Below are 26,542 nucleotides of genomic sequence, written 5' to 3' on the forward strand. Positions count from 1 at the left end.
TCTGCGGTCCTTGTAGGCTTTCGAGGGGGCTAAGGTCAATTGAATGAACGGAAATTAGGATTTACCGTGCTAAGGTGAAACAGTCATACACAAATTGTGAATTGGATGATCCATGTCGGAGCGATTCAATCCGCTCAGGACTTTGCACTCCATGACCAGCTTGCGGCCGGTCAAAACCCTTCGGGATCTACCGAGCGTGGCGCTTTATGCAGGCAGACGCTTCCTCAAAGACAGCTGTCCGCGCTCCGCGGCAGCTCTGAGCTATTCCTCGCTTTTGGCGATGGTACCGCTTTTGACGATCGCGCTCACGGTGCTCTCTGCATTCCCAACTTTTTCGACCGCCCGCACCGAGCTGCAAAGCATGGTCTTCAGTAACTTCCTGCCCGATGCCGGGATCGAGATCAGCGATCAGCTGACGTCCTTCATCGAAAATGCCACCCAGACCACCGGAATCGGTGTCGTCGCGTTGGCGGCCACGGCGCTTTTGCTCCTGTCCACTATTACAAGCGCCTTCAATGCGATCTGGCGGGCGGCGGACCAACGTTCACTGTTCCTCAAGCTGCTCGTTTATTGGGCCTTATTGACTCTGGGGCCGCTGCTGATCGGGGCGTCTCTGTCGTTGTCGAGCATTGGTTTCGCCATGGTCGAATGGTCGGGTATTGACGGCTATACCTCTTCATTGTTCTTCGATGTGACACGGTTTTTGCCGGCAGTCCTTTCTGCCGGTGCTTTCACCCTGCTTTATATCGTCGTGCCTTACCGGCCGGTGCGCGTACGCCATGCGCTCTTTGGTGCCGTGGTCGCGGCCTTCCTGTTCGAAGTGCTTAAAAAGGGCTTCGCGCTGTATCTCACCCATTTCCCGTCCTACCAGGCGCTATACGGTGCTTTGGCGGCCGTTCCCATTTTCCTGGTCTGGATGTATCTCTCCTGGGCAGTGATCCTATTCGGTGCTGAGATCGCGGCTTCCTTGCCGGAATGGCGTGCAAACTCGCGCCGTGGAGAGATCTCCGGCGCCCCTGGCGCCCGGCTAGCCCTTGGACTGTCGATCCTGGCCAGATTACACAGGGCGGCACAGGACGGGCGTAAGGTGCGCGAGCTTAACCTGGTAACCGGCTTTCCGGCAGGTTTCGACGAGTTGGCCGATGTCCTGCATGGGCTGCGCAGCAACGGGTTCGTTTCACGTACCTCGGGGGCGAATTGGGTGCTTTCGCGTGATTTAAGCTGCGCAAAGCTGAAGGATTTAATGGTTTCTCTGGATCTGACCCTGGATCCTGGTGAGGGTTGGCCGGAAAACGTGGGTGAAATCATCGAGGCGCTGAGCCGGCGCGGAGACAAGTTGACGGAACAGCCTCTGGCCGAGTTGTTATCTATGGACCCGGTTGTCGAGCCGTTAAGTTTCGGGCGACCCGCGTAGGCTTTCCTCAAGCATTTCCCTGGCGTCTTCGGGAAGTTCCTGGATCGCGTTGTTGAGTTGCTCAAGCGCCCGGCGCAAGCCATAAACCTGATCGAGCAGGCGGAGGACAACGGGCATGGCTTCCTCGTTCACCCCGATATCGCGCCGCAATTCGGCGATCAGGCGGACACGTGCGAAATCGTCTTCGTCAAAATGATACTCGCCGTCCTGCTCGCTCGGAAGCACCCAGTTCTGTTCGATCCAAATGGTAATCTCCGATGCTGAAACATCGAACTCGTTGACCAGATCGTCTACCGTTTTGACCATCTTTCGCCCCGTACTTTCATTTTATCCGCTGCGGAAACAAGCTCTCTTGTGCTCCGAACCATGCCTGAGAGGCCGGCATAAGACGGCTTACCCCAAGTCAGCTTTTCCGCGTGGATCATATTGATTGTTTTTCGACCAGGTTTCGACGAAGCGCTGCAGCTCCTCGTCCGGCGTGTCCGGCAGCATGACCCGCAGTTTGACGAACTGATCACCAGCCGCCTTACCCCCACGGCCCGGAACCCCTTTGCCCTTCAAACGCAACGTGCTGCCTGAATTGGAACCCGGCGGGATCTTCATGGTGACCTTTCCGGCGACCGTCGGCACCGTGATGGCTGCGCCCAGAACGGCTTCTTGCAGCGAAACGGGAAGGTCGAGAGTTATGTCGGCGCCTTCGCGGGAAAAATGCGGATGACTGCGGACCGAAACCTCGATCATCGCGTCCCCGTTGGGGGCGCCGCCGATTCCCGCCATGCCCTGACCCTTGAGGCGAAGGCTTTGTCCGTTTTCGGTTCCTGGAGGAATACGAATATCCAGCGTCTTGCCCTCGCCCAGGCGAATGCGCTTGGTTGCCCCCGCGGCTGCTTCCAGAAAATCAACGTCGACCGCGTAGGAAACATCCTCTCCCTTGCGCCGGACCGAGTGGGCCTGTTTGCGCCCCCTGCCACCGAAGAGGTCGGAAAAGATATCGCCAACGTCGATGTCGTCACCGAAGTCGTAACGGCTGTATTTTCCCCCATCGTCCGCACGTTGACGGTAGTAGCCGCCTTTCCAGGGAGTCTCCTGCCCTGAGCCGTCGATCTGACCCGCGTCGAATTTACCGCGTTTTTCCGCATCGCCCAGAATGCCATACGCCTGCGACACCTCCTTGAACTGCTGTTCGATGGCGTCGTTCCCGGGATTGAGGTCGGGGTGGAGCTTTTTGGCAAGTTTGCGATAGGCAGCCTTGATCTCTTCAGCGCTGGCCGTTTTCGCAACGTTCAGTGTTTTATATGGGTCTTTCATTACCTGTTGTCGCCGTTGTGCACCGTTTCGCAGCCCAGGATTCTCTGGGCGCAATCTCTGTTATGACCCATGCCGCTATGCAATCCGTGCTTGCACAGTTTGCAGTAGCCGGCGGGCGTTACGATTGGATTTGCCAGGATCCGTCCGGTTGCCTGCAGGCGACACCGTAGGCGGTTTCTTCCTTACCACCGATGGTGACTTCCTGTTGAAACTCGCGGCAATAGTTACCGTTTTCCGTCGTGCCTTCGCGGGTAGCCGTGACAGTGCCGGAATTTCCACTGTCCGGGTTGTCCCAGGTGATTTCCTGTCCAATTGGCGCGGTCGTTGCCTGAGTGTAGGCCTGTTCCGCCTTTTCTTTGTCGGCGTTGTCCAACGATTTGCCAATCTCGCTGCCGACGAGCGCGCCGAGTAAAGCGCCTGCTGCCGTTGCGACAAGCTGTCCGCTGCCACTGCCGACCTGGGCGCCCACAACGGCTCCGCCGACACCACCGAGAATGCCACCAATCGTTTGCTTTGTTCCCGGGCCGTCACCGTTCTCGCAGGCAGCGGTCAAGAGCACGAGAGTCAGGGCCATAACTGTGGTTCTGGTACGCATATGTCTACTCTTTCAGTCTAAGATGCCGCGATACAGCAGTTGCCGGTGTGAGTCTACCGCCTGTCTTCGGGAAAATCATCCCTTTGCAGCGCGGCGACCGCGAAGAGCCTCTGCGGGCTTAATGCGGATAAACCCCTTAGGTGAACCGTTTAAACCTCGATTGGACGCGAACCGGCTAAGATGCTGTATTCCGGTCGTGTGACGCTTTAAGCTTCGTCGCGGATATGGCAATGCTCGGCTGCTGCTTCAATCGAAGAATGCGCGGGCCACCCGGTTAAGGGCTTTTACAGGCAGAAAAGAAAGCGAGATATGATCCGAGATACAACACCCGCAGATCCATTCGAGCTGTTTGAAGCCTGGCTGAAAGAGGCCGAAGCGAGCGAGCCAAACGATCCGAGTGCTATGAGCCTGTCGAGTGTCGGGGCAGATGGCATGCCCAGTTCGCGCATGGTGTTGCTAAAGGGCGTCGATCCACGCGGTTTTGTTTTCTACACAAACTTCGAGAGCCGGAAAGGGGAACAGCTTTTAACGAAGCCCAAGGCTGCTTTGTTGTTTCATTGGAAATCGTTACGGCGTTGTGTTCGTATTGAAGGTGAAGTTGAAGTCGTCGCCGGAGAGGAGGCCGACGCCTATTTTTCCAGCCGGCCGCGTCAAAGCCAGATTGGTGCCTGGGCGAGCCAGCAATCGCGGCCGCTTGAAGGGCGCTTCGAACTGGAGAAGCGCGTCGCACTTTATGCCGCAAAGCATGCAGTGGGTAGCGTTCCCCGGCCTGATTACTGGTCTGGCTTCAGGGTCATGCCCCGCCGGATCGAGTTCTGGCAGGATGGCGCTTTCCGTCTTCACGACCGGCTGGTTTACTCGCGAAGCGGAGAAGGCTGGACAACGGAACGTCTCTATCCGTAACCGCCGCATTTGAATTGGGTTCAAACTGAATGGCAGAGCCGCAGCGTGAAGGACCGGCGTCGGACGACCCTGATACCGTGACCGCGAGCGAGCGGACGGCGCGGCTGCTGCGGGCGGCGACCTATGCTTCTGTCGTGACCGCTGCCGGTCTGGTGGTGCTAAAACTGGGGGCCTGGTGGCTCACGCATTCAGTTAGTCTGCTGTCTACTTTGGTGGATTCGCTGCTTGATGTTGCCGCCTCGGTGATCAACCTTCTGGCGATCAGGGCCGCACTGACACCGGCGGACCACGATCATCGCTTCGGTCACGGTAAAGCCGAACCCCTTGCCGCGTTGGGTCAGTCCGCTTTCATTGGCGGTTCGGCGGTATTTCTGCTGCTTGAAGTGAGTCAGCGTTTTCTGGACCCGCGCCCCATAGAGGCAACCACCGTCGGCATCGCCGTCATGGTCTTTTCCATCGCCGCGACACTTGCGCTGCTGCAGTTTCAAAAATATGTGATTCGCGAGACCGGCTCACTGGTTATCGAGGCCGACGCCCTTCATTTTTCAGTCGACGTGCTGGTCAACGCCAGCGTTATCGTGGCGCTGCTTCTGGTCGCGCAATTCGGCTGGCTGCTGGCCGATCCATTGTTCGGGCTGGGGATCGGCGTGTACATCCTTTGGAACGCCTGGAAGCTGATGCGTTCGTCGCTCGACATGCTGATGGACCGGGAACTGGCCGACGATGAACGAACGAAGATCAGTCGGATCATTCTCGCCAACGAAGAGGTTTGTGGTCTGCACGATCTCCGCACCCGTTCTTCTGGCCGCCAGATTTTCGTTCAATGCCACGTTGAACTGGACGGAGACATGTCGTTGGCCGCTGCACACGCAGTGACCGACCGGATCGAGGTGCAGCTCGAGGAGGCCTATCCACAGGCGGAAATCCTGTTTCACCAAGACCCCCATGGCATAGAAGAACGCCATGGCGTTCCGGAAAATCTGGACATGGATCAACCGGGTGATGCTTTCAGCAAACCTCAATGAGGCCTCGTAAATTGCCTTGATTTAGGTCATATTGAGAACAACGGCTTCGCCATAAAATGCCTTCATGACAACCTCAGGGATGAATTGGAGAGCGCAATGGGCCTGTCGAAGGTGCTCGTTATTGTAGATGGAACGCCATCTGCTGAGCATGCACTCGCTACAGCATTGGATTTGGGGCAGCGCTATTCCTGCCGTGTCGATGTTCTGCATGTCGAAATGGACGCAGAGGCCTCGATTCCCATACTCGGCGATGGCATGTCCGGTACGGTGGTCACCCAGATGATCGATAGTCTGCGTGAGACAGCGCAAACCCGGCGGGAGCAGGCCTCCCGCGTTTTTGACGAACTCTGTGTCCGCAAGGGCCTGCCGGTGGTTGAGCCTACGGAACCGTTGAAGCACGGAAGTTTTAACGTCAGTTTCACGCATGTCGTGGGTGTTGAGGCCGACGAAGTCTCCCGCCGCGGCGGTTTGGCGGACCTGACGATTCTGGCCCGGCCGGCCGTTGACAGTGATCTTGACCTGTCGCAAACGCTTGATGCTGCGCTGTTCGATACGGGACGGCCGGTAATGCTGGTTTCGGGAGCACCTCCCGAACGCGCGCTTGAGACTGTTGCGATCGCCTGGGACGGCTCAAGGGAAGCTTCGCGCGCCGTGGCAATCGCCCTTCCGCTGATAATGCAGGCAGAGCGTGTTGTCGTGGTGACGGCGCGGGAGACTTCGGTCAAGTCCGAACCAAGCGAGCTTACAAATTATCTCGCCGGTCAGGGCATAGAGGCAAAAACCTGGGCATTCATCCCGGGGGAAGAACCGACCGGGGAGGCAATTCTGGCCGAGGTCGGAAAAGCCGGAGCAACTCTTCTGGTGATGGGCGCCTACGGCCACAGCCGCTTCAGGGAAATGGTGCTTGGCGGCGTGACCCGCAGCGTGTTGAGCGATGCACGGCTTCCGGTGTTCCTTGCGCATTAGAGTCTGATCGCACTCCGGAGGCTTGGGTGGCGGCGGGATTTAATCGGCTTGATGCAAGCTGTGGCCTGTGCCTGAGACGGCAATTTTAGAAACTGGTTTGGACAGTGGCTGTTTTCATGGCGGTCGATGCCACCTGTATCCAGATAAAGACGAAACCAATGAGATCGAGGATGACGGCATGACACTGACAAAAGTACGCATGGAACTGGCACGCGATCACGACTTTCCGCAAGGGAGCGCATTGCACGGTTATGAATTTACGGCGCCTTTGACGCCGGAGGGCCATATCGATGCAGAGACTTGGCGCAAGGACCGCCGCCACTGCACGGTGCGGCGTTTCTGGGCCGGCGAGGACGATCAGTCAGGGCACCTCATCCACACCAAGGGACGGTCTTGGGTATTTCACTACGATATCTCAGCGGGTGATGCCGACAACCGAGCAACCTTCAATGGCGTTGGTGTCAATGAACCGGGGGATGATGAAGCCGGTTTCAAATTCGACCATCACGTTTTTCGGCAAGGAGAGTATGTGTCCGTCCACGAGCAGGATGGGGCGATGCGGACTTTTAAAGTCGTGAAGGTCAATCCGGCATTGGCGGTTTCTGCCTGATTGATGGGTTGCAGACGTATCGGTGGTGGATCGCGAAGATTCCGGGCGGAAACGAACCGTATTTCGCGTCAAAAAACAGAAAGACTGATCGGGGCGCGGTCTGGACTGGCGGTTGCCAGTGGATTGGGTAATATTCGCCCATGACAGCAGATCCAGATCGGAAAACCATGATCCTGACCGGCGCTAGCCGCGGGATCGGCCATGCGACCGTCAAACGCTTCAGCGATGAGGGTTGGAGAGTCATCACCTGTTCGCGCGAAGTCATTCCCATGGAATGTCAACGCGACCCCAACTGGACCCACCATATTACCGCCGATCTGGCCGAACCCGGCAGCACAGATTCCTTTGTGGAAGAGGCGACAGGTCTGCTGGGCGATGGCCCGCTGCACGCCCTCGTGAATAACGCCGCTGTATCGCCCAAGACTCCCTTTCAGGAGCGCCTTGGCTGCTTGAATGGCGATGTGGGGACTTGGCGGGAAGTCTTCGAACTTAATTTCTTCGCCCCCTTAATGCTGGCGCGCGGCTTTGCGGCGCATCTGGGCCGGGGCACCGGGAGTGTCGTAAACATTACCTCGATCGCCGGCCACGGCGTGCATCCCTTCGCCGGATCTGCCTATTCAACTTCCAAGGCCGCACTCTCCGCCCTGACGCGAGAACTGGCCGTTGAATTGGCCGGTCTCGGTGTCCGGGTTAACGCTGTCGCCCCAGGTGAGATTGAAACCTCGATGGTTGGCGAAGAATATGAGGCTCTGATCCCTCGGATCCCCATGCAGCGCATGGGCGAGCCTTCGGAAGTTGCCTCCGCGGTTTTCCAGCTTTGTACTGCCGATTTCGGCTATGTCACAGGGACGGAGATCTTCGTTACGGGCGGTCAGCACCTGTACTGACGATCTAAGGAATCTACGGGTGGTCAGAAATGAGGGCTGCGGCGAGTGCCTGCTGCAGCACTTAAAGCCAGCGTTTTATATATTTTAGTAGGATTCTGCCCCCAAAAAGGGCCGGCTTTTGAGGTTTCAGGCGATCCGCGAACGGAGTTCCGCAAGCCAGTTCAGATGGCCACGCGCCTGATCGATATCGTGATCGAGCCATTGGCTCAGATAGCCTAGATCTTTGTCGTGTTGAGCTCTCAGATTTGTCGATCGATCCAACTGGCGCTGTGAGATCTCATGCAGGATATCGATCTGAATCAGTTGGTCGTCTTGCGGAAGGAGATGCAGAAAGCGCATCTTCAAGGCGATGATCAGTTTGCTGACATCGTTGACCGGCGCGCGGGAATTCGACTTCATGAGGCGGTAAATTTCCTCCATCCCGTCGCTTGTCACACCAAGCAACTCGCCAACCGGAGAGGGGGCACCCTTAAGCGGTTCGATCAAGCGCTCAACTTTGAGGACTTCAAGCGGCGTGCCGACCAGATCCAGTGACGGCCCGATGATGTAACCGGTGAACTGCTTGACCTCCTGCGCCAGCGCCGCATAGGTCATTGGTGCTTCGGTCAGGCAGCCCAAGGCGAGGAGCCTTACGGCCTCGGTTGGAACCAGACTGTTGTCGCGATACATCGGCAGGTGTCCTCTGTAGGTAGCAGGAAGATAATCGCTTACGAGGCTTTTGTCCAGTATTTGTTATTGAGACGCATTCGCAATTAAGAATGCTGTGTTGATTCCGATTTACCGCGGTGTTCGGCATTTCGATGCCTCCGGAAAGCGCAAAAGAAAAGGGAGGCATTGCCTCCCTTTTTGTCTGAATGCCCCGATCTTTCGATCGGCTTTGGGCAGATTGGTCGCATCCGGGCTCCGGATCAGGTTTCCTGAACTCCGCGCAGGCGATCGTTCCTTCGACGCAAAAGCTCAAGCACCGTCATCAGCGCCACCGAAAAGAGGATAAGCATTGTTGCCACCGCCAGGATCGTCGGGCTGATCTGCTCGCGGATACCGGCCCACATCTGACGCGGAACCGTGCGCTGCTCGAAACCGGAAATAAAGAGAACCACCACGACTTCGTCAAAGGAGGTGATAAAGGCGAAGAGGCCACCGGAGATCACGCCAGGCAGGATCAGCGGCACGATGATCTTGAAGAAAGTCGTCGTGGGTGTCGCGCCCAGACTTGCCGACGCCCGAGTCAGACTGTGGTCAAAGCCAACGAGGGTTGCCGTCACCGTGATAACCACGAAGGGGGTTCCGAGGGCAGCATGCGCGAGGATGACGCCCGGGAAGCTCTGAGTCAGGCAGGCTTTCTCCTCAAGCATTCCAAAGGACCATTCCGGTGGAATGCAAACGCCGGAGTAAAAGAAATACATGCCGGCTGCCGAGATGATCAGGGGGACGATCATCGGTGAGATCAGAATGCCCATGATTGCGCTACGCCCGGGCAGGTGCGAACGACTCAGGCCGAGCGCGGCCAATGTTCCCAGCCCGGTTGCCAGAAAGGTCGCGAAGAAGGCGACAATGAAGCTGTTTTTGATCGAAAACAGCCACTGCTCGTTATCGATGATGTCCTTGTACCAGCGTGTGGAATAGGCCTCGGGTTCGAATGCCAGCATGCCTTCGCTGAAGGTGAAATAGGGCTCCGCATTGAAGGACAGCGGAATGATCACCAGAATCGGCAGGATCAGGAATAGAAAGATCAGGGCACAGATAAACCGGAAACCATAGTGCCAGGCTTTGCCGAGGGGACCGACATAGGGAGGGAGTGCAGTTGCCATCTGTGATTATCCCAACTTCATGTTGTCGATGCCGACAAGGCGGTTGTAGATCCAGTAGAGCGCCAGGACACCGGCCAGCAGGATTCCGCCAAGCGCGGCCGCCAGTCCCCAGTTCAGCGACTGCTGCATATGGTAAGCGATGAAGTTACTGATCAATTGTCCGGTCCGTCCGCCGACCAGAGCCGGCGTGATGTAGTAGCCAATGGCCAGGATGAAGACGAGGATCGAACCCGCGCCGATTCCGGGGACGGTTTGCGGGAAATAAACCGTCCAGAAGGCTCTGGCAGGCGTTGCGCCAAGAGATTTGGCGGCCCGCATGTAGGTTGGCGAGATGGTCTTCATCACGGAGAAAAGCGGCAGGACCATAAAGGGCAATAGAATGTGCACCATGGCGACGACCGTGCCGGTCATGTTGTAGATCATCTGAATGCGGCCGTCTTCGCCGATGATGCCGGTCCAAACCAGAATGTCGTTGAGCACGCCCTCCGTCTGCAGCAATACGATCCAGGAGGATGTCCTGACCAGCAGCGAGGTCCAGAAGGGCAGCAGCACCATGATCATCAGCAGATTGCTGGTCTTGGTCGGCAGTATGGCCATCAGGTAGGCGATGGGGTAGGCGAGCAGCACACATAGGCCGGTGATCAGCAGGCTGACCCAAAGGGTCCGCATAAAGAGCGCCACATAGATTTGGCGGGATTCGGGTTGATCCACGACCGTACCGTCAACGTCGTAAGTCTTGTCGATTGCCGCCAGGTAATAGGCGAAGGTGTAGGGTTCTGCGAGGCGCTTCAGGACCGACCAGGTTTCAGGCTGGCTCCAGCGCTTGTCGATCTCGACAAGATCTTCTTTGGTTGGTGCTTCCAGCTTTTTGAGCTTGCGGCCTGACTTGGTGACCAAGCTGCGCGAACCGGCCAGCTCGTAATTAAGCCGTGTCGCGACCTTGCCAAGCGTCCGTTCTTTGCTGGCGAAGGCAAATTCACCAGCCAGGGATACAAACGCTTCATCTCCGGGGAGGCCATTGCCATCCCAGGCCCGAAGGATCTCTGCGGTCTTCGGAAGAATCGTACTGACGGTTGGGTTATCGACGCCACGGAAGACCATCAACGCGATGGGGTAAACGAAAGTAATGAGGATGAATGCGAGCAGAGGAAACACGAGACCGAGAGCCTTCAACCGGTTCCGGCGTTCTGCGCGAGCCAGACTTGCCTTCAGCGGTACACCTGCCGCATCCAACATCGGGCCGCTAGCTTCGACCTGTGCCATCCAAATCCCCCTGGCCAAACAACTCTGGCTAAATCTGTTCTGTATTCAGCGTTTTTAGTTTTTGGCGGGTTTTCCCGCCTTGGGACTGGCGGGAGGCTCAGAGATCAAATCTCAAGCCTCCCGCCGATCCAATAGGACGTTTCCCGTCGGATTACTTCGCCAGCCAGGCCGCGAAGCGCTCGTTCAGTTCATCCGTATGATCGGCCCAGAACTCGTAATCGTTCTGGAGCGCGGTCTTGAAGTTATCCGGAGCCGTCGGCATGTGCGGCTGCATATCTTCCGCAACCAGCGGGAAGGAGGACTTCCGGACCGGGCCGTAAGAGATCCACTTGGACTGATCAGCCAGACGCTGGGTGTCGGTTGAGAACTTCACGAAGTCCAGGGTGGCCTCCATGTTCTTTGCGCCCTTCGGGATCACCCAGAGATCAAGATCCCAGACCTGGCCGTCCCAAATGATTTCGAACGGCTTCTTCTCGGTGAAGATCGCGTTGAACAGACGGCCGTTGTATGCCGAAGCAATGGAGACTTCACCGTCGGCCAGCATCTGCGGCGGCTGCGCACCGGCTTCCCACCAGATGACATCGTCTTTGATGGTGTCAAGCTTGGCGAAGGCACGGTCGACACCCTCTGGTGTTCCGAGAACTTCGTAGACCTGCTCAAGAGGCACGCCGTCGGCCATCAAGGCCCATTCCAGGTTCACTTTCGGGCTTTTGCGAAGGCCACGCTTGCCTGGGAACTTAGCGGTGTCGAAAAGATCGCCAATAGCAGTCGGCTTTGCATCCGGATACTTGGAGGCATCGAAGGCAAAGACCGTCGACCAGACGATTTCACCGACCGCACACTCGGTCAGAGTGTTTTCGATGAAGTCTTCGGTTGCCGGCGTGCCGTCGGGTGCGGCTGGAAGGATCGAATGATCGATTGGCTCCAGGATACCTTCGTCGCAGCCGCGGATGGCGTCGGACAGCTCGACATCGACCAGGTTCCAGGTAACGTTGCCTGCTTCAACCTGAGCGCGGACCTGAGCCAAACCGCCGTTGTAATCCTCGGAATTGATTGGCGTACCGGTTTTTGCCGTGAAAGGCTTGTGGTAGGCCTCGACCTGACTCTTGGTGTAGGCGCCACCCCATGACACGATAGTCAGGGCATCCGCTGCAGCGGCTGGCCCGGCCGCATAAACTGCAGCCGAGAGCGCCACAACGGCAGCGCCCGTGTACTTGATGATTGTTTTCATAACTCGACTTCTCCCATTATTAAGCCTTAGTTTCGCACTACTCGAACAAAGTGTCGGAAGTTGCGGTTCTTCGTTACCGGTTACCGCGGGATTTTTTCTTATTGTTATCTGAATACCTTGTCCGGTTTCCGGGCATATCAATGCTCGGCGGGGCCTGCCTCAGGTAACTGCGCCGCCGCACTAGGCATCCAATGCTCTGCAATCCTCGGCCTGCCAGCCGACCTTCACCGTTTCACCCGGTCGAAGATGGACATGGCCGGCGGAGTTCGGAACCTTGACGATGAAGTCATCATGACCGCAAACCGAAACACGGGTGCGCATGTGATCTCCAAGATAAATCAGTTCTTCGACTCTCGCGTCGAATACGTTCGGGCAACTGCCGTCCGTCGGATTGACCATCACCCGCTCGGGGCGCAACGACAGGGAAGAGCGGCTGCCGATGCCATCGATGTTGATCGGCACGGCCTTGACCTCGCCACTGCCATCCACCTCAACGGTGCAGGTCGAGCCGTTCGTCGCTGTCACCTTGCCTGAAAGCTTGTTGTTCTCGCCGATGAACTGCGCAACGAAGGAGTTTTCGGGCAGTTCATAAAGCTGGTCAGGCGGCGCCAACTGCTGGATTACGCCATCGTTGAAGACGGCGACCCTGTCCGACATGGTCAACGCTTCCGACTGGTCGTGGGTCACGTAGACGACGGTGACCCCCAGGTTGTCGTGGATGTGCTTGATTTCATATTGCATCTGCTCACGCAGTTGCTTGTCGAGCGCACCGAGAGGCTCGTCCATCAAAACAAGTTTGGGCTCAAACACAAGCGCGCGGGCGACCGCGACTCGCTGGGCCTGACCACCGGACAACTGTGCCGGCCGCCGTCCCGCGAATCCGCCGAGCTGAACCATATCCAGCGCGCGCTGAACACGCGTTTCAATGTCGTCCTTGCTCATCTTCCGGACGACCAGCGGATATGCCAGATTCTCCGCAACCGTCATGTGGGGGAAGAGGGCGTAATTCTGAAACACCATGCCGATGTCGCGCTTGTGCGGCGGCACGTTGTTGATGGAGTTACCATCCAGAATAATTTTACCGTGAGTTGCCGTCTCGAAGCCCGCGAGCATCATTAGGCATGTGGTTTTGCCGGAGCCAGATGGCCCCAACATGGTCAGAAATTCACCTTTAGCGATATCAAGATTTAGGTTTTTGACGACAAGAATTTCGCCGTCATAGCTTTTCTGGACCTCCTCGAATCGTACGAGGATTTCTTCGTTATCCGCCACCATTCAGCCCTGTCCCTGCTGATATTTATGCGAGTTGCCAGTGGTCTCTTGCCACTGTGCTCCCGCTCTGTTGCGGCTACGCTACGACAAATGAAGGTTGATTGTCACCCCTTATACTGAGCTTTTTTGCGACGCAATATGTGTTCCGCAAGTCTCATTCAAAAGAGCAGCTTCGATAAACCGCTATTTTTGCCGGAATATCGCAAAAAAAGGCGAGATTTATTAAGGAAATCTGTAATGAGCTTTATTGATGCTTACATTGGCGAGTGTAATAACCACTTGATAAAGTTGCGATTCAACTCGTGAAATTCACAAAAATTGTAAATATGACTATTGAGATGTTGCCAGTGGTAGCACCACGCACACCAGTTCAAGCGACCCGCAATGGACGCCGTTCACTCCGATCAGAACCGGGTATGGATAAACTCAGGCAGCGCGGTCGAGTTTCAGGTCCTGCCAGATATAAAGCAGAGCCTCCACCAGGCTGTCGATATCCTGATCGCTATGCAGCGGCGAAGGGGTGAGGCGTAGCCTTTCAGTGCCGCGCGGCACAGTGGGGTAATTGATAGGCTGCACATAAATGCCGTAATTTTCCAGCAGCGTATCCGTCACGCGGCGACAGAGAACCGGATCACCGACCGCCACGGGAACGATATGGCTTTCGGAGGGCATCACGGGTAAGCCGGCAGCAAGCAGGCGGGCTTTTACGGTCGCCGCGCGTTCCTGATGGCGCTCGCGCTCGCTGTTGCTTGTCTTAAGATGCTTGATGCTTGCACAGGCACCGGCCGCGACTGCCGGGGGCAGGGCGGTGGTAAAGATAAAGCCGGACGCAAAGCTCCTGACGAAGTCGACCAGGGCGCCGGAAGCCGCGATATAGCCGCCGAAAACGCCGAAGGCCTTGCCCAGCGTTCCCTCAATAACGGTCAGGCGATCCATGACACCTTCGCGTTCCGCAACGCCGCCGCCGCGCGGACCGTAGAGTCCGACAGCGTGCACTTCGTCCAGATAGGTCATGGCACCGTGCTTGTCTGCTACATCGCAGAGTTCGGCGATCGGGGCGATGTCGCCATCCATCGAATAGACAGATTCGAAGGCGACGAGTTTGGGCCGCTCCGGCTCGATCTCGCTGAGCAGGCGATCGAGGTCCTCAGGATCGCTGTGTTTGAAAATTTTTCGCTCTGCGCGGCTGTGCCGAATCCCTTCGATCATGGAGGCGTGATTAAAAGCATCCGAGAGTACAACGCAGTTGGGTAGCCGGCTTGCCAGGGTACCCAATGCAGCCCAATTGGAAACATAGCCGGACGTGAACAGCAGCGCGGCTTCCTTGGCATGCAGGTCTGCAAGCTCTCGCTCGAGCAGGACATGGTAATGGTTCGTACCGGAAATATTGCGCGTGCCGCCGGCACCTGCGCCGCAACGATCCAGAGCGTCGTGGAAAGCGGCGAGCACATCGGGGTGCTGGCCCATGCCCAGGTAATCGTTGGAACACCAGACCGTGACGCTATCCTGTCCGTCGTGGCGGTGACGTGTCGCCTTGGGAAACTGGCCGGCCCGACGTTCCAGGTCAGCAAAGACCCGATAACGGCCCTCTGTCTTCAGGCCTGAAACTGAATCCGCGAAGAAGCCTTCATAGTCCATGATCTTGGTTCCTAAGTACCCGAACAACTCTTACAGCTTTTGGCGAGCCTCCGCCGGCCGATCTCTGCCAAGAAGCTGATCGCTCTCTAAATTTGCACAGCAATCCAGCGTGCCGCAGTTTTTTTAACCATAAATCTGTGGCCGCGTTAAAAAATCATACACTCTATGTAGAAATACAGGGCTTTTCTTTTAGTGTCTCCGTGTCCGATGGTCGCAGTTCTCACGAAGACGTTACAACTGGCGGGGCGTGCCGCCCCGTTCCGCGCACGCCGGCCGGGTCATCCAGGATATCCCCACGGCAATAGGCTGTGCCCGGCAGCGGCAGACTTCGACGCACTTTTGTTCTAGCCGTCTGCACCTTTTGCGCAGACTTTCGAAATAGCCTAGTCGGTAGAAGCAGCAGCCTCTTGCGCCATCAGGTCTTCCGTTTCCTCCAGCGCCTTTGCGAAACGCGCGAGCATATCGGTTACCTGGTCTTCTGTGATGATCAGCGGCGGCGAAAAAGCGATGCTGTCGCCAAGGTTCCTTAGAATGACCCCGTGTGCCTGTGCACGGGTTACCAGGTAAGCGCCCACCTTCCCGACCGGATCGAATGTCGCTTTGGTGGCTTTGTCGGCGACCAATTCGATCGCGCCGATCAGGCCGACACCACGCACTTCGCCAACGAAGGGGCGTTCGGCAAACTTTCTGAGACCGGCCTGAAGCTGCGCGCCGACCCGGCCCGCGTGATCGAAGAGGTTGCGCTCTTCATAGATTTTCAGGGTCTCAAGGGCCACTGCGGCACTCACCGGGTTGCCCGCATAGGTGTAGCCGTGGCCGAAGGTCCCGATCTTTGCAGAGTTGTCTGCAATCGCCTGATAAACCTTGTCTGCAATCATAACGGCGGAAATCGGCAGATAGGAGGAACTCAGAGCTTTGGCCAAAACCATAATGTCGGGCTTGATGTCAAAGGTGACCGAACCGAATGACTGTCCGGTACGTCCGAAACCACAGATGACCTCGTCGGCGATCAGCAGGACGTCATATTTTGTCAGAACCGCCTGAACCTTGGCCCAATAGGTCGCCGGTGGAACGATAACGCCCCCGGCACCCATGACAGGTTCGGCGATGAAGGCCGCGACCGTATCGGGGCCTTCATCAAGGATCATTTTTTCCAGATCTGCGGCCATCCGCGTCGCGAAATCTTCCTCATTCTCGCCTTCCAACCCAAAGCGGTAGTGATGAGGACAGCTCGTGTGCAGGATGTTCGCGATCGGCAGGTCGAAGTCCGCGTGATTTGCCGGTAAGCCGGTGAGGCTGCCAGAAGCCACGGTAACGCCGTGGTAGCCCTTAATCCGGCTGATGATTTTCTTCTTTTCGGGGCGGCCCAGCGCATTGTTGTAGTACCAGACAAATTTGACGACACTGTCGTTGGCTTCCGACCCCGAATTGGCAAAGGCGACCTTGGACATCTTCACCGGCGCAATCTCGATCAGCTTTTCTGCCAGATCGACACTCGGTGTCGACACCTTGTGATTGAAAGTGTGATAGTAAGGTAACTCGCGCAACTGCTTCGTCGCGGCCTCCACAAGGCGTTCTTCGCCGAACCCGAGAGATGTGCTCCACAGACCTGCCATGCCTTCGATATAGGCCTGACCCTGCTCGTCGTAGACGTGAACACCTTTACCCTTCACGATGACCAAAGGGCCCTCAGCCTCATGTTTTCGGGCATTGGTGTAGGGGTGCAGGTGATACGCGATGTCACGGCTGGCGGTCGAATTAGGCAATGAAGTCATCGAACTCTCCAAAAGCTCTACGCCGGCGGCGCGGCGTCCTCAGTATCGAGTCTATTTGGCAAAAAGCATCTGAACTATCGTCGGTATACGTGCTTTGTGCGGCCTCTAATCTCAGAATCACGACGGTTTTACACCTAGAAGCTTGTTTCCTCGTGCAACACCGTACTACGCTGACCGCTAACAGAAGTTGGCCAGGGTCCGCAAGAGGCTTATGGTTTGGGATCCGGCGTATACTTCACAAACAACTAACGATCGAAATATAACCAACAGGGGGTTTAGAGATGGGCTTACGACGTAGCCTCATTGCCGTTGCTAGTGTAGCGGCACTCTGCGTTGCATCGGGCGCGCAGGCAAAAACGTTCAAATGGGCATTTCAAGGCGATGCTCAATCGCTTGACCCGCATACTCTGAACGAGACTTTTACGCTTGGGTTCCTGAGCAACGTTTACGAAGGCCTGGTCCGGCGCGGACCTGATCTTCAAATCGAACCAAGCCTTGCGGAAAGCTGGGAGCTTTTGGATCCCAATCACTGGCGCTTCACCCTGCGCAAAGGTGTTAAATTCCACAACGGCAACGATTTCAACGCCGATGACGTGGTTTTCACCTTCGACCGTATCCGCATGGATGGATCGGACATAAAGACCAAGGTGGCGCCAGACACCAAGGTCGTTAAGGTTGACGACCATACCGTCGATTTCATCACGACCAAGCCGAATCCCATCGTTTATTACGAATGGGACAACGTCTTGATCATGGATAAGGAATGGTCAGAAGAACACAATGCGGCCGCTCCGACCGACGTGACTAAGGACAGCGAGAATTTCGCTGCCTTTAATGCCAACGGAACTGGCCCCTTTACGGTTGAAAGCCGCGAAACCGATGTCAGAACGGTGTTCAAGCCGAATGCGGACTGGTGGGGCGAAGCAAAGCACAACGTCACCGAGGGTATTTTTACACCGATCTCATCCGACGCGACCCGTGTGGCAGCATTGCTGTCCGGTGAAATCGACATGATGTATCCGGTCCCCGTACAGGATATCAAACGTATCGACTCCAATAGCGGTACCGTGACCCTGACAGGTCCGGAACTGCGCACCATCTTCCTGGGGATGGACCAGTCGCGCGACGAACTGCTTTACTCCAGCGTTAAGGGCAAGAACCCGCTCAAGGACAAACGGGTGCGCGAGGCGTTCTATAAGGCCATCGATATCGAGACGATCCGCAAGAAAATCATGCGTAACCTCTCGACGCCGTCGGCCATCATGGTGTCGCCGTTCCTGTTCTCGAAGTCGTCCAAGTACGAGCGGATCGGTTACGACCCCGAGGCCTCGAAAGCGCTGCTGGCCGACGCCGGCTATCCGGATGGTTTCGAGTTGGGCATGGACTGTCCGAACAATCGCTACGTTAATGACGAGGCGATTTGTCAGGCCGTTGTCGCAATGCTTGCCAAGGTCGGCGTGAAAGTCAATCTTCTGGCACAGCCGAAGGCGCAGTACTTTAAAAAGGTGCTGGGGTACGACACCAGCTTCTATCTGCTGGGCTGGACGCCGGGCAGCTTCGACAGCTGGAACGTCATGTACAACCTGCTGTCTTGCCGTGATGACGCAGTTGGCCGAGCCAAATTCAATCTGGGCGGCTACTGTAACGCGGAACTCGACAAGTTGACCGATGAAGTGCTGGTCGAAACCGATCCGGCGACACGCGACAGTAAGATCGAAGCCGCATATGACATGCTCGCCGCCGATATCGGGTATATCCCGCTTCATCAGCAGGGCCTGGCATGGGCTAAGAAAGACTCTGTGGATCTCGTGCAGCGTGCCGACAATCAGTTCATGCTGCATTTCGTCAATGTGAAGTGATAGCTTCGACTCTTCGCTAAAAACCCCGGCCTTTCGGGCCTGGATCCGCGATCTGTAAATTTTACAACGTGGAGTGACCCGAAAGGCCGGACTCTTTGTTCCTGCGACTGATCCGCGTTCGGCGCGGCAATGGATTTAGATCCAGGTTCTTATGATCGGCTTTATCCTCAAGCGGTTTTTTCAATCTTTCATCGTAATGTTTTTGGTCGCGATGCTGGCCTTTACGATGTTCAATTTCCTCGGCGATCCGGTCAATCAGATGGTGGGCATCGATACCTCCGCTGCAGACCGGGAGGCTCTGCGGGATCGGCTGGGATTAAATGATCCTTTGTACGCGCAGTTCGCGCGCTTTATCGGCAATGCACTTCAGTTTGAGTTCGGACAATCCTACCAGCACAAGCGTGCGGTTTCGGGTTTGATTCTCGACCGGCTGCCGGCGACTCTCGAACTGAGCTTGATTTCGGCGATTTTCACCCTGGCGGTCGGGGTTCCCATGGGAGTTCATACCGGCCTTCATCGCAATTCACTGGTATCCAAGATATTCATGACGGTCTCGCTGGTCGGTGTTTCCCTGCCGACCTTCCTGATCGGTATTCTTCTGATTTTTATCTTTTCCGTACAATTGCAGTGGTTGCCCTCTTTCGGCCGAGGCGAGGTCGTGGACTTGGGTTTTTGGTCAACCGGATTGCTGACCGCAACCGGTTGGAAAGCGATTATCATGCCGGCGGTCACACTGGGACTGTTTCAGATGACCCTGATCATGCGGCTTGTGCGTTCGGAGATGCTCGAGGTACTGCGCAGTGACTATATCAAGTTCGCGCGCGCCCGGGGTCTTCCCAGCCGGGCAATCAACTTCGGCCATGCTTTAAAGAACACTCTGGTACCGGTGATCACCATCGCGGGTCTACAGCTCGGCTCGCTCATCGCCTTCGCGATCATAACCGAAACCGTGTTCCAATGGCCGGGTATGGGGCTGATGTTCCTGCAGGCGATCCAGGTCGTGGATATCCCAATCATGGCAGCCTACTTGATGTTGATTGCCTTCTTCTTCGTCATGATCAACCTGATTGTTGACATGCTCTACTACGTCGTCGATCCGCGTTTGCGGGTCGACAGCACGAATTAAGGGGCGCTAAGGCATGTCGATTACCACAACGGCACGGGCCCTGGATCTTCTTCAGCGCGCGGTTAACAGCGATATCTATCATTCCTTCCGCAGCTCCAAGATGGTCATGGTCGCGGCCGTGGTCAGCGCGGTCATGATCATTGGCGCAACCTTTTCGCCGATCCTGGCACCGCACAATACGCTCGATCTGGCAAGTATCAGTCTGATCGATTCCCTGACACCACCGGTCTGGATGGAAGACGGCGATTCCCGATTTCTGCTGGGGACCGACGATCAGGGGCGGGACATGCTCTCGGCCATCATGCACGGCGCGCGGGTATCTCTTTTCGTGGGCTTTGCCAGCGTGTTGTTCGCCATGGTACTGGGAGTCAGCCTCGGGTTGATCAGCGGGTATGCCGGCGGGTTCCTGGATTCTTTCATCATGCGTGCCGCTGAGATTCAGCTGAGCTTTCCGGCGATCCTAATTGCGCTGCTGATCGACGGGATCTTCCGCGGCGCACTTGATGCCAAGACTCATGACGAACTCGCGGTCTATGTCATGATCCTGGCGATCGGTCTGTCCTTCTGGGTGCAATACGCCAGAACCGTGCGCAGTTCGACCTTGGTGGAAAAAGGCAAAGAATACGTGGAGGCGGCGCGGGTCACCGGGTTGCCGCCTTTCCTGATCGTGTTCCGTCATATCCTGCCAAATGTCACTGGCCCCTTGCTGGTGATTGCGACCATCAATCTGGCGCTGGCGATCATTACCGAGGCAACCTTGAGCTTTCTGGGAGTTGGCGTGCCGCCGACAGAACCGTCACTCGGGACCTTGATCCGCATTGGCAACGACTTCCTGTTTTCGGGCGAATGGTGGATCACGATCTTCCCCGGCGTCGCCTTGGCGGTTCTGGTGCTTGCCGTAAATCTCCTGGGCGACTGGCTGCGTGACGCCCTCAATCCGAAACTGCGGTGATCCTATGACGCTCTTGAAGATCGACGACCTGAAAGTCGAGTTTCCAGGTCGTCTGGACACCTTCGTTGCGGTCGAAAATATCCATCTGGAGCTGGAGCCAGGCGAAATATACGGCTTGGTCGGAGAATCCGGTGCCGGCAAGTCGACCATCGGCAATGCCGTGATCGATTTGCTGGAACCACCAGGGCGTGTCGCCGAAGGCCATATCGCCCTGGACGGCTCGGCCATCGAAAATCTGCCCTACGAAAAGATGCGGGCCATCCGTGGCCGGCGGATCGGAATGATCTTTCAGGACCCGCTGACCAGTCTCAATCCGCTCTACACAGTCGAAGACCAACTGGTCGAGACGATCCAGACGCATCTTGATCTGAACGAAGTCGAGGCGACGGCACGCGCGATCGAGCTGCTGGATCAGGTGGGAATTCCAGAACCAGAGGTGCGCGTTAAGCACTACCCACATCAGTTCTCGGGCGGTATGCGCCAACGTGTGGTGATCGCTTTGGCCCTCTGCGGTGAGCCGGAATTGATCGTAGCGGACGAACCGACCACGGCATTGGATGTCTCGATCCAGGCGCAGATTCTCGATCTGATCCGCAGCCTGTGCAAACAGCGCCAGGTGGGAATGGTTATCATCACCCACGATATGGGTGTCATCGCCGACATCACCGATAACGTCGCGGTTATGTATCGCGGAAAGATCGTCGAAAAGGGGCCAACGACGAAAATCCTCTCTGCGCCGGAGCATCCCTACACCAAGAGTCTCATCTCCGCGGTGCCGCGCGCCGATCTGCGTCTCGACCGCTTCCCCATGGTCAACTACATCGAAGGGCCGGAACCGGAGCGTAGCGATTTCGACGTCTCGACCCATTGGCTCGGGCAGGCGCAGAATTTTGGCAAGTCGACGGACGGGACGCTCGTGCGGGTCGAATCGCTGACCATGAAGTTCGTGACGGAACGTTCAATCTTCCCGAGCCGGCGGAAGCTGTTTACCGCTGTCGATAACGTTTCCTTTGAGATCCGCGATGGCGAGACCTTTGGTTTGGTCGGCGAAAGCGGCAGCGGCAAATCGACGGTCGCGCGCAGCATTGCGGGCCTCTATCGACCGGTCGCTGGCAGTATTCACTTCGCAGGTGGCGAGCTGACGGCGATCAAAGACGAGAAAGAATTGCGGCCCTATCGCCAGCAAATGCAGATGATCTTTCAGGATCCCTTTTCATCGCTCAATTCGCGTATGCGGGTGCTCGACATTGTAGCGGAACCGATCCGCTTTCATAAACTTGCGTCCTCAAGGGCCGAAGTTGTCGAAATCGTCGAAGACCTGCTGGAGCACGTGGGGCTCGGCCGGGCGGCCGCGAAGCGTTTTCCTCATGAATTTTCCGGCGGACAACGTCAGCGTATTTCCATTGCGCGGGCACTCGCGACACGGCCGCGTTTCCTGATTTGCGATGAACCGACCTCGGCATTGGATGTCTCGATCCAGGCGCAAATTCTGAACCTTCTTAAAGATCTGCAGGACGAACTTGGACTAACCATGCTGTTCATCAGTCATGATCTGCCGGTAATCCGTCAGATGTGCGACCGGGTCGCGGTGATGCGCAATGGTAAGATCTGCGAGATCGCCGAGACCGAACAGCTGTTCGAGGCTCCTGGTCATGATTATACACGGCATCTACTCGAACTGATGCCCAAGCTAGAGAACCTGTCCCGCGAAGGCCTTCAGGTTGCCGATGACGAAGCCGCGCGGCATTCGCAATAGATTTACATCCAATAAGCAGAGAGTCGAAGAATGGCTGTTATCAATCGTATCGCAGAATTCCATGAAGACATAAAAGGCTGGCGCCGCGATCTGCACGCCCACCCGGAAACAGCATTCGAGGAAGTCCGCACGTCGGATTTCGTCGCCGAGAAGCTGAACGAATGGGGCATCGAAGTGCATCGTGGTCTGGCGACCACCGGCGTTGTCGGCGTGTTGCATGGAAGTAAGAAGGGCGGACGCGCCATTGGTTTGCGCGCAGATATGGACGCGCTGCACCTGACCGAACTGAACGAGTTTGATCATCGTTCAACGAATGAAGGCAAGATGCACGGCTGCGGACATGACGGCCACACAGCCATGCTGCTGGGTGCAGCCCGCTACTTGGCGGAAACGAAGAATTTTGACGGGACCGTCAACTTCATCTTTCAGCCCGCCGAGGAAAATGAAGGCGGTGGCCGCGTAATGGTCGAGGAAGGCTTGTTCGACAAGTTCCCGGTCGAGGCGGTATACGGCCTGCATAACATGCCGGGTATCCCCACAGGACAGGTCGGTATGCGGGTTGGTCCCGCTATGGCTGCGTTTGATATCTTCGAAGTGACGGTGGAGGGCGTTGGGGCACATGCCGCGATGCCGCATCTTGGCGTCGATGCGATTCTGGTTACTTCGCAAATTGTGACGGCACTGCAAAGTATTGCTTCACGCCGCGTGGATCCTCTGGAATCAGTGGTCGTGAGCGTGACTCAGGTTCACGCGGGCGATACCTGGAACGTTATCCCCCAGGAAGCAGTGATCCGTGGCACCGTGCGTAGCTTCAATGCCGATATTCAGGCGCAAACCGAAGTCGACATCGAACGGATCGCCAAGGGAATCTGTGAGTCTCAAGGCGCTAGCATGAAGATGCGTTATGAGCGCCGCTATCCAGCGGTGGTAAATACTTCGCTGGAAACCGACATCGCCGCCGAGGTCGCCGCTCAGGTGGTCGGGGACAACAATGTCGAAGTCGGTATGCCGCCACTGATGGGCTCAGAGGATTTTGCCTATATGCTGCAGAAAAAGCCCGGCTGCTACATCTGGCTCGGGAACGGTGCCGACGGCCAGCCCGGCGGCTGTTCAGTCCATAACCCGCTTTATGATTTCAATGACGAGATCTCGGTCATCGGTGCGAGCTATTGGGCGAAGCTGGTTGAAACGACCTTGCCGCGGGCTGGATGACAAGCGACAAATCCTTCGGTGAAAGGCAACAGATACCTGATCTCGTGATCTTCGATTGCGATGGCGTACTGGTTGACAGTGAGACTATCGCCAATGCGGTCATGGCGGAGGAGATTACTGCGCTGGGCTGGCCTGTCTCCACGGACTATTGCTTAAGGCATTTCAAAGGCTCTCACCTCGACAGCGTCCTGGCGGCCATTGAGGAAAAGACAGGCCAGCCTGTACCGGGCAACTGGCTGAGTGATCTGCGGGCGCGGACCGATGTTGTGTTCGAACGGGACCTGCAAGCAATACCCGGTGTCCATGAATTGCTAGATCTACTGGTTGAACAGGGCATGCCGCATTGCGTAGCCTCTCAAGGGCCGCAACAAAAGATGGCGGTGACGCTAAAGGTCACCGGCTTGCAACCGCGTTTTGAAGGCCGGATTTTCTCTGCATACGAGGTCGAGCGCGGCAAACCGCATCCCGACCTCTTTTTGCATGCTGCGCGTTCGATGGGCCACGAACCCGCGCGTTGCGTAGTCGTCGAGGATAGTCCGCTGGGCGTTCAGGCGGCACGGGCGGCAGGAATGAGAGTGTTCGGCTACGACCCCACCGGTCATGACACACGGTTGGTGCGGGATGGCGCCGAAATCATCACCGATATGATGGCATTGCCGGCGCAGTTGGGGCTGTAACGAAGTCCGTCTCGCTTGATGCAATATCGAACGGTCGAGTGTTAATTCTTCTCGACCGCCCTCGGGTCCAACGCGTCCTGCAAGCCATCGCCCAGGAAATTGAAGGCGATGACGGTGATGAAGATCATCAGGCCGGGCCACATGGCGAGCATCGGTGCGTCCCAGATCAGTTCCTGAGCATTGGTCAGCATGTTACCCCAGCTAGGGATAGGCGGTTGGATCCCAAGACCCAGGAAGCTCAACACTGATTCCAGCAGGATGATGTTTCCGATCGAAAGTGTCGTCGCGACGATCACCGGGGAAATCACGTTCGGCAGGATGTGTACCATCATGATTCTGGGAGCACCGGCGCCCAGGCCCAGTGCCGCGCGCACGAATTCCCGTGTCTTCATGCTGAGGGTGGCGCCGCGCACCAGGCGCGCGACGGTCGTCCAGCCCACGAGAGAAATCAGAATGACGATCCGGTAGAGACTGACATTGTCTGACGCAACGATGCTGTCCGGGAGGCCGGTTTTCGACAGGTCCACAGCCGCAAGTACGATCAGCAGCGGAAGCAAAGGCAGGGCGATTACGCCGTCCGTGAACCGCATCAGCAACGTATCCAGCGGCCCGCCGTAATAGCCGGCGATGACTCCTATAACCGTTCCGATCACCGCGGAAATAAGCGCTGTGATGATAGCAACCAACAGTGAGATTTGTCCGCCATAGAGCAGCCGAACCAGGAGGTCGCGCCCCAGTTCGTCGGTGCCCAGGGGATGTGCCAAAGAAGGCGTTTGTTTGAGGGCAAGCAGGTTTACGTAATTGGCGTCCACTCCCAGTAAAGCCTCGACCAACGGCGCCGCTGCGGCTAGGCCGCCGAGTGTAACAAGAACCGCGAGACTGACGAGGGCCAGGTGATGCCGCAGAAAGCGGCGGAACAGCAGCGCGCGGACCGAACGGGCCGGGCCGACCGCCAGGGCTGCGGCGGAGGCGAGCTGATTGGGAGAGGTGTCGAGGGGCGGGACCGACATAAAGAGTTAAATCCGGGAACAATCCGACTCTGGTATCGGCATACTACCCCACGCAGCCACCGCCTGTCAGGATATCGCTGTACCTGCAGCGGCAATCTGCTGCATCATGCAGGGCTGCGTGCCGTTCCCACCAGGGTTTCGGTTCGATCAAGCCTCGGTGTTTCCTTTAATGCTAGCGAGAGATTGCAATGAAACTCTTTCATGCACCGCCATCCCCCTTCGTACGCAAAGTTCATATTGCCGCGATTGAACTCGGCTTGATCGACGAGCTGGAGCTTATTCCGATTGCGGTCGCGCCAGGTATGGAGAACAAGGATTATGCCCAGAAGGGGAACCCTCTACGCAAGATTCCCGCGCTGGTTCGCACCGACGGGTCGGTTCTCTACGATTCCGGCGTGATTTGTGAATATCTCGATGCGCGCGCAGGCGGCGGGCGTATCCTGCCGGGCGGTGGGGAAGCGCGATGGACGATGTTGCGGGATCATGCGTTGGCGAATGGAATTTGCGACGCGGCGGTCCTGATCCGGTACGAGACCTGGTTGCGGCCTGAGGAGTTTCGCTGGGACGCCTGGACCCAGGATCAATGGAACAAGGTCAACACCGGGCTGGAATGCTTCGAAGCAAATCCGGAATCTTGCGGGGACCCGAACCCGGATCTGCTGAATATTGCGCAGATTGGGCTCGCCTGCGCGCTCGGATACATGGATTTTCGCTACGATGAGAGAAACTGGCGTGGCAGCTATCCAAAGCTGAGTGGCTGGTTTGCCGAAGTTTCCAAGCGCAGGTCTATTGCCGAGACGATGCCGGACGCACCTGCAAAATAGAGGAAGAGAGACTCTGCGCCGCTTGGCTGGGCAACAGGGGGATTACGCCGCCTGTTTCTCTGCGATCATCTGGCGCAGGGCGCGGTAAGCCGGTTTTGAAAGATCCTTGAAACGGAAGGCGCTGCGGCCGCCGTAGCTGCGGATACATTCGGCGTTAGCCCAGGCTTTGCCTGTTGCCACGTCATGAACTTCAAGCTGAATACGATGCCGGGTGCCTTTGTGACGATGGGTACCGGTTTTGATCAGAAACCCGCCTAAACTCCAGTTGACGGTTGATACCACTTCGTTTCCGAAGCGAATCTCCAGGGGAATGTCACTTCTGGGGTGCCGTCTGCGCTGAACTGTCGGTTTGGGCTTCCAAAACATAAGCGGGGGGCTCTATTTCATCCTGAGGTTGGCCGCGAATGATGGAGAGTATGGGCTGACAG

At 56.8% G+C, this 26,542-nt stretch carries 25 protein-coding genes; 13 read left to right on the top strand and 12 right to left on the bottom strand.

Going from position 1 to position 26,542, the window contains the following annotated elements:
- Window positions 1-151: 151 nt before the first annotated feature.
- A complete protein-coding gene (locus QMZ18_RS15905) occupies window positions 152-1,414 on the top strand; it encodes a YihY family inner membrane protein (RefSeq protein WP_282607294.1) in 1,263 nt (420 codons plus the stop codon).
- Here the strand turns inward: QMZ18_RS15905 and QMZ18_RS15910 are convergent.
- From QMZ18_RS15910 to QMZ18_RS15920, 3 genes are all read right to left on the bottom strand, one after another.
- The gene (locus QMZ18_RS15910; RefSeq protein ID WP_282607295.1) at window positions 1,391-1,720 is read right to left on the bottom strand and encodes a chaperone modulator CbpM; all 330 of its coding nucleotides are present in this window, start codon (window positions 1,718-1,720) and stop codon (window positions 1,391-1,393) included. The two genes, QMZ18_RS15905 and QMZ18_RS15910, sit on opposite strands and share 24 nt — an antisense overlap.
- 87 nt (window positions 1,721-1,807) lie before the next feature.
- Window positions 1,808-2,722 carry a J domain-containing protein gene (locus tag QMZ18_RS15915; protein ID WP_282607296.1) on the bottom strand — a complete coding sequence of 305 codons (915 nt, stop codon included), beginning with the start codon at window positions 2,720-2,722 and terminating at the stop codon, window positions 1,808-1,810.
- A gap of 118 nt (window positions 2,723-2,840) precedes the next feature.
- Complete coding sequence (locus QMZ18_RS15920) at window positions 2,841-3,317, bottom strand: RT0821/Lpp0805 family surface protein (RefSeq protein ID WP_282607297.1); 477 nt, start codon at window positions 3,315-3,317, stop codon at window positions 2,841-2,843.
- Between the two features lie 249 nt (window positions 3,318-3,566).
- Between QMZ18_RS15920 and pdxH the strand changes: the two genes are divergently transcribed.
- From pdxH to QMZ18_RS15945, 5 genes are all read left to right on the top strand, one after another.
- Window positions 3,567-4,220, top strand: coding sequence for a pyridoxamine 5'-phosphate oxidase (pdxH, locus tag QMZ18_RS15925; RefSeq protein ID WP_282607396.1), 654 nt, complete (start codon window positions 3,567-3,569; stop codon window positions 4,218-4,220).
- 29 nt (window positions 4,221-4,249) lie between these two features.
- Complete coding sequence (locus QMZ18_RS15930; RefSeq protein ID WP_282607298.1) at window positions 4,250-5,245, top strand: cation diffusion facilitator family transporter; 996 nt, start codon at window positions 4,250-4,252, stop codon at window positions 5,243-5,245.
- Between the two features lie 96 nt (window positions 5,246-5,341).
- On the top strand, window positions 5,342-6,211 hold the full coding sequence (locus QMZ18_RS15935) for a universal stress protein (protein ID WP_282607299.1): 870 nt from the start codon (window positions 5,342-5,344) through the stop codon (window positions 6,209-6,211).
- A 178-nt stretch (window positions 6,212-6,389) separates the two neighbouring features.
- On the top strand, window positions 6,390-6,821 hold the full coding sequence (locus QMZ18_RS15940) for a hypothetical protein (RefSeq protein WP_282607300.1): 432 nt from the start codon (window positions 6,390-6,392) through the stop codon (window positions 6,819-6,821).
- Window positions 6,822-6,961: 140 nt separating this feature from the next.
- Complete coding sequence (locus tag QMZ18_RS15945) at window positions 6,962-7,708, top strand: SDR family NAD(P)-dependent oxidoreductase (protein WP_282607301.1); 747 nt, start codon at window positions 6,962-6,964, stop codon at window positions 7,706-7,708.
- Between the two features lie 126 nt (window positions 7,709-7,834).
- Here QMZ18_RS15945 and QMZ18_RS15950 read toward each other — a convergent pair whose 3' ends face one another.
- The 7 genes from QMZ18_RS15950 to QMZ18_RS15980 form a co-directional block, all read right to left on the bottom strand.
- Window positions 7,835-8,377 carry a hypothetical protein gene (locus tag QMZ18_RS15950; protein ID WP_282607302.1) on the bottom strand — a complete coding sequence of 181 codons (543 nt, stop codon included), beginning with the start codon at window positions 8,375-8,377 and terminating at the stop codon, window positions 7,835-7,837.
- A gap of 239 nt (window positions 8,378-8,616) precedes the next feature.
- Window positions 8,617-9,519 carry an ABC transporter permease gene (locus QMZ18_RS15955; protein WP_282607303.1) on the bottom strand — a complete coding sequence of 301 codons (903 nt, stop codon included), beginning with the start codon at window positions 9,517-9,519 and terminating at the stop codon, window positions 8,617-8,619.
- Between the two features lie 6 nt (window positions 9,520-9,525).
- Entirely contained in the window at window positions 9,526-10,782 is a 1,257-nt protein-coding gene (locus tag QMZ18_RS15960) for an ABC transporter permease (protein ID WP_282607304.1), read from the bottom strand.
- A gap of 151 nt (window positions 10,783-10,933) precedes the next feature.
- A complete protein-coding gene (locus QMZ18_RS15965) occupies window positions 10,934-12,013 on the bottom strand; it encodes a polyamine ABC transporter substrate-binding protein (protein WP_282607305.1) in 1,080 nt (359 codons plus the stop codon).
- Window positions 12,014-12,193: 180 nt separating this feature from the next.
- Window positions 12,194-13,288: an ABC transporter ATP-binding protein gene (locus QMZ18_RS15970; protein WP_282607306.1), complete on the bottom strand. Its 1,095-nt coding sequence runs from the start codon at window positions 13,286-13,288 to the stop codon at window positions 12,194-12,196.
- A gap of 423 nt (window positions 13,289-13,711) precedes the next feature.
- Window positions 13,712-14,923 (bottom strand): 5-aminolevulinate synthase, encoded by a 1,212-nt coding sequence (gene hemA, locus QMZ18_RS15975; protein ID WP_282607307.1) that lies wholly within the window; start codon window positions 14,921-14,923, stop codon window positions 13,712-13,714.
- A gap of 383 nt (window positions 14,924-15,306) precedes the next feature.
- The gene (locus tag QMZ18_RS15980) at window positions 15,307-16,698 is read right to left on the bottom strand and encodes an aspartate aminotransferase family protein (protein WP_282607308.1); all 1,392 of its coding nucleotides are present in this window, start codon (window positions 16,696-16,698) and stop codon (window positions 15,307-15,309) included.
- 281 nt (window positions 16,699-16,979) lie between these two features.
- Between QMZ18_RS15980 and QMZ18_RS15985 the strand changes: the two genes are divergently transcribed.
- From QMZ18_RS15985 to QMZ18_RS16010, 6 genes are all read left to right on the top strand, one after another.
- On the top strand, window positions 16,980-18,557 hold the full coding sequence (locus QMZ18_RS15985; RefSeq protein WP_282607309.1) for an ABC transporter substrate-binding protein: 1,578 nt from the start codon (window positions 16,980-16,982) through the stop codon (window positions 18,555-18,557).
- A gap of 151 nt (window positions 18,558-18,708) precedes the next feature.
- Window positions 18,709-19,683, top strand: a complete 975-nt coding sequence (locus QMZ18_RS15990; RefSeq protein WP_282607310.1) for an ABC transporter permease — start codon at window positions 18,709-18,711, stop codon at window positions 19,681-19,683.
- Between the two features lie 13 nt (window positions 19,684-19,696).
- Window positions 19,697-20,635, top strand: a complete 939-nt coding sequence (locus QMZ18_RS15995; protein ID WP_282607311.1) for an ABC transporter permease — start codon at window positions 19,697-19,699, stop codon at window positions 20,633-20,635.
- Window positions 20,636-20,639: 4 nt separating this feature from the next.
- A complete protein-coding gene (locus QMZ18_RS16000) occupies window positions 20,640-22,391 on the top strand; it encodes an ABC transporter ATP-binding protein (protein ID WP_282607312.1) in 1,752 nt (583 codons plus the stop codon).
- Window positions 22,392-22,421: 30 nt separating this feature from the next.
- Entirely contained in the window at window positions 22,422-23,603 is a 1,182-nt protein-coding gene (locus QMZ18_RS16005) for a M20 aminoacylase family protein (protein WP_282607313.1), read from the top strand.
- Window positions 23,600-24,280 carry an HAD family phosphatase gene (locus QMZ18_RS16010; RefSeq protein WP_282607314.1) on the top strand — a complete coding sequence of 227 codons (681 nt, stop codon included), beginning with the start codon at window positions 23,600-23,602 and terminating at the stop codon, window positions 24,278-24,280. Before QMZ18_RS16005 ends, QMZ18_RS16010 begins: the two co-directional genes overlap by 4 nt.
- Before the next feature lie 41 nt (window positions 24,281-24,321).
- Here QMZ18_RS16010 and QMZ18_RS16015 read toward each other — a convergent pair whose 3' ends face one another.
- A complete protein-coding gene (locus QMZ18_RS16015; protein ID WP_282607315.1) occupies window positions 24,322-25,290 on the bottom strand; it encodes an ABC transporter permease in 969 nt (322 codons plus the stop codon).
- A gap of 188 nt (window positions 25,291-25,478) precedes the next feature.
- On the opposite strand from QMZ18_RS16015, the gene QMZ18_RS16020 reads away from it, so the two are divergent.
- Complete coding sequence (locus QMZ18_RS16020) at window positions 25,479-26,114, top strand: glutathione S-transferase (RefSeq protein ID WP_282607316.1); 636 nt, start codon at window positions 25,479-25,481, stop codon at window positions 26,112-26,114.
- 42 nt (window positions 26,115-26,156) lie between these two features.
- On the opposite strand, the gene QMZ18_RS16025 is transcribed toward QMZ18_RS16020, so the two are convergent.
- Window positions 26,157-26,480 (bottom strand): PilZ domain-containing protein, encoded by a 324-nt coding sequence (locus QMZ18_RS16025; RefSeq protein WP_282607317.1) that lies wholly within the window; start codon window positions 26,478-26,480, stop codon window positions 26,157-26,159.
- Window positions 26,481-26,542: the final 62 nt, after the last annotated feature.

It is taken from the genome of Pelagibius sp. Alg239-R121 (assembly GCF_947331435.1).
In the GTDB taxonomy this organism is placed as follows: Bacteria; Pseudomonadota; Alphaproteobacteria; order Kiloniellales; family Kiloniellaceae; genus Denitrobaculum.

What these genes read in the sequence shown, in the direction of transcription:
- QMZ18_RS15950 (WP_282607302.1), bottom strand. Translation starts at nt 8,377, where the DNA reads ATGTATCGCGACAACAGTCTGGTTCCAACCGAGGCCGTAAGGCTCCTC.
- QMZ18_RS15930 (WP_282607298.1), top strand. Translation starts at nt 4,250, where the DNA reads ATGGCAGAGCCGCAGCGTGAAGGACCGGCGTCGGACGACCCTGATACC.
- QMZ18_RS15965 (WP_282607305.1), bottom strand. Translation starts at nt 12,013, where the DNA reads ATGAAAACAATCATCAAGTACACGGGCGCTGCCGTTGTGGCGCTCTCG.
- QMZ18_RS16020 (WP_282607316.1), top strand. Translation starts at nt 25,479, where the DNA reads ATGAAACTCTTTCATGCACCGCCATCCCCCTTCGTACGCAAAGTTCAT.
- QMZ18_RS15945 (WP_282607301.1), top strand. Translation starts at nt 6,962, where the DNA reads ATGACAGCAGATCCAGATCGGAAAACCATGATCCTGACCGGCGCTAGC.
- QMZ18_RS15920 (WP_282607297.1), bottom strand. Translation starts at nt 3,317, where the DNA reads ATGCGTACCAGAACCACAGTTATGGCCCTGACTCTCGTGCTCTTGACC.
- QMZ18_RS15985 (WP_282607309.1), top strand. Translation starts at nt 16,980, where the DNA reads ATGGGCTTACGACGTAGCCTCATTGCCGTTGCTAGTGTAGCGGCACTC.
- QMZ18_RS16010 (WP_282607314.1), top strand. Translation starts at nt 23,600, where the DNA reads ATGACAAGCGACAAATCCTTCGGTGAAAGGCAACAGATACCTGATCTC.
- QMZ18_RS15960 (WP_282607304.1), bottom strand. Translation starts at nt 10,782, where the DNA reads ATGGCACAGGTCGAAGCTAGCGGCCCGATGTTGGATGCGGCAGGTGTA.
- QMZ18_RS15915 (WP_282607296.1), bottom strand. Translation starts at nt 2,722, where the DNA reads ATGAAAGACCCATATAAAACACTGAACGTTGCGAAAACGGCCAGCGCT.
- QMZ18_RS15955 (WP_282607303.1), bottom strand. Translation starts at nt 9,519, where the DNA reads ATGGCAACTGCACTCCCTCCCTATGTCGGTCCCCTCGGCAAAGCCTGG.
- QMZ18_RS16025 (WP_282607317.1), bottom strand. Translation starts at nt 26,480, where the DNA reads ATGTTTTGGAAGCCCAAACCGACAGTTCAGCGCAGACGGCACCCCAGA.
- QMZ18_RS15980 (WP_282607308.1), bottom strand. Translation starts at nt 16,698, where the DNA reads ATGACTTCATTGCCTAATTCGACCGCCAGCCGTGACATCGCGTATCAC.
- QMZ18_RS16015 (WP_282607315.1), bottom strand. Translation starts at nt 25,290, where the DNA reads ATGTCGGTCCCGCCCCTCGACACCTCTCCCAATCAGCTCGCCTCCGCC.
- QMZ18_RS16000 (WP_282607312.1), top strand. Translation starts at nt 20,640, where the DNA reads ATGACGCTCTTGAAGATCGACGACCTGAAAGTCGAGTTTCCAGGTCGT.
- QMZ18_RS15940 (WP_282607300.1), top strand. Translation starts at nt 6,390, where the DNA reads ATGACACTGACAAAAGTACGCATGGAACTGGCACGCGATCACGACTTT.
- QMZ18_RS15935 (WP_282607299.1), top strand. Translation starts at nt 5,342, where the DNA reads ATGGGCCTGTCGAAGGTGCTCGTTATTGTAGATGGAACGCCATCTGCT.
- QMZ18_RS15990 (WP_282607310.1), top strand. Translation starts at nt 18,709, where the DNA reads ATGATCGGCTTTATCCTCAAGCGGTTTTTTCAATCTTTCATCGTAATG.
- QMZ18_RS15910 (WP_282607295.1), bottom strand. Translation starts at nt 1,720, where the DNA reads ATGGTCAAAACGGTAGACGATCTGGTCAACGAGTTCGATGTTTCAGCA.
- QMZ18_RS15970 (WP_282607306.1), bottom strand. Translation starts at nt 13,288, where the DNA reads ATGGTGGCGGATAACGAAGAAATCCTCGTACGATTCGAGGAGGTCCAG.
- QMZ18_RS15995 (WP_282607311.1), top strand. Translation starts at nt 19,697, where the DNA reads ATGTCGATTACCACAACGGCACGGGCCCTGGATCTTCTTCAGCGCGCG.
- hemA (WP_282607307.1), bottom strand. Translation starts at nt 14,923, where the DNA reads ATGGACTATGAAGGCTTCTTCGCGGATTCAGTTTCAGGCCTGAAGACA.
- QMZ18_RS15905 (WP_282607294.1), top strand. Translation starts at nt 152, where the DNA reads ATGACCAGCTTGCGGCCGGTCAAAACCCTTCGGGATCTACCGAGCGTG.
- QMZ18_RS16005 (WP_282607313.1), top strand. Translation starts at nt 22,422, where the DNA reads ATGGCTGTTATCAATCGTATCGCAGAATTCCATGAAGACATAAAAGGC.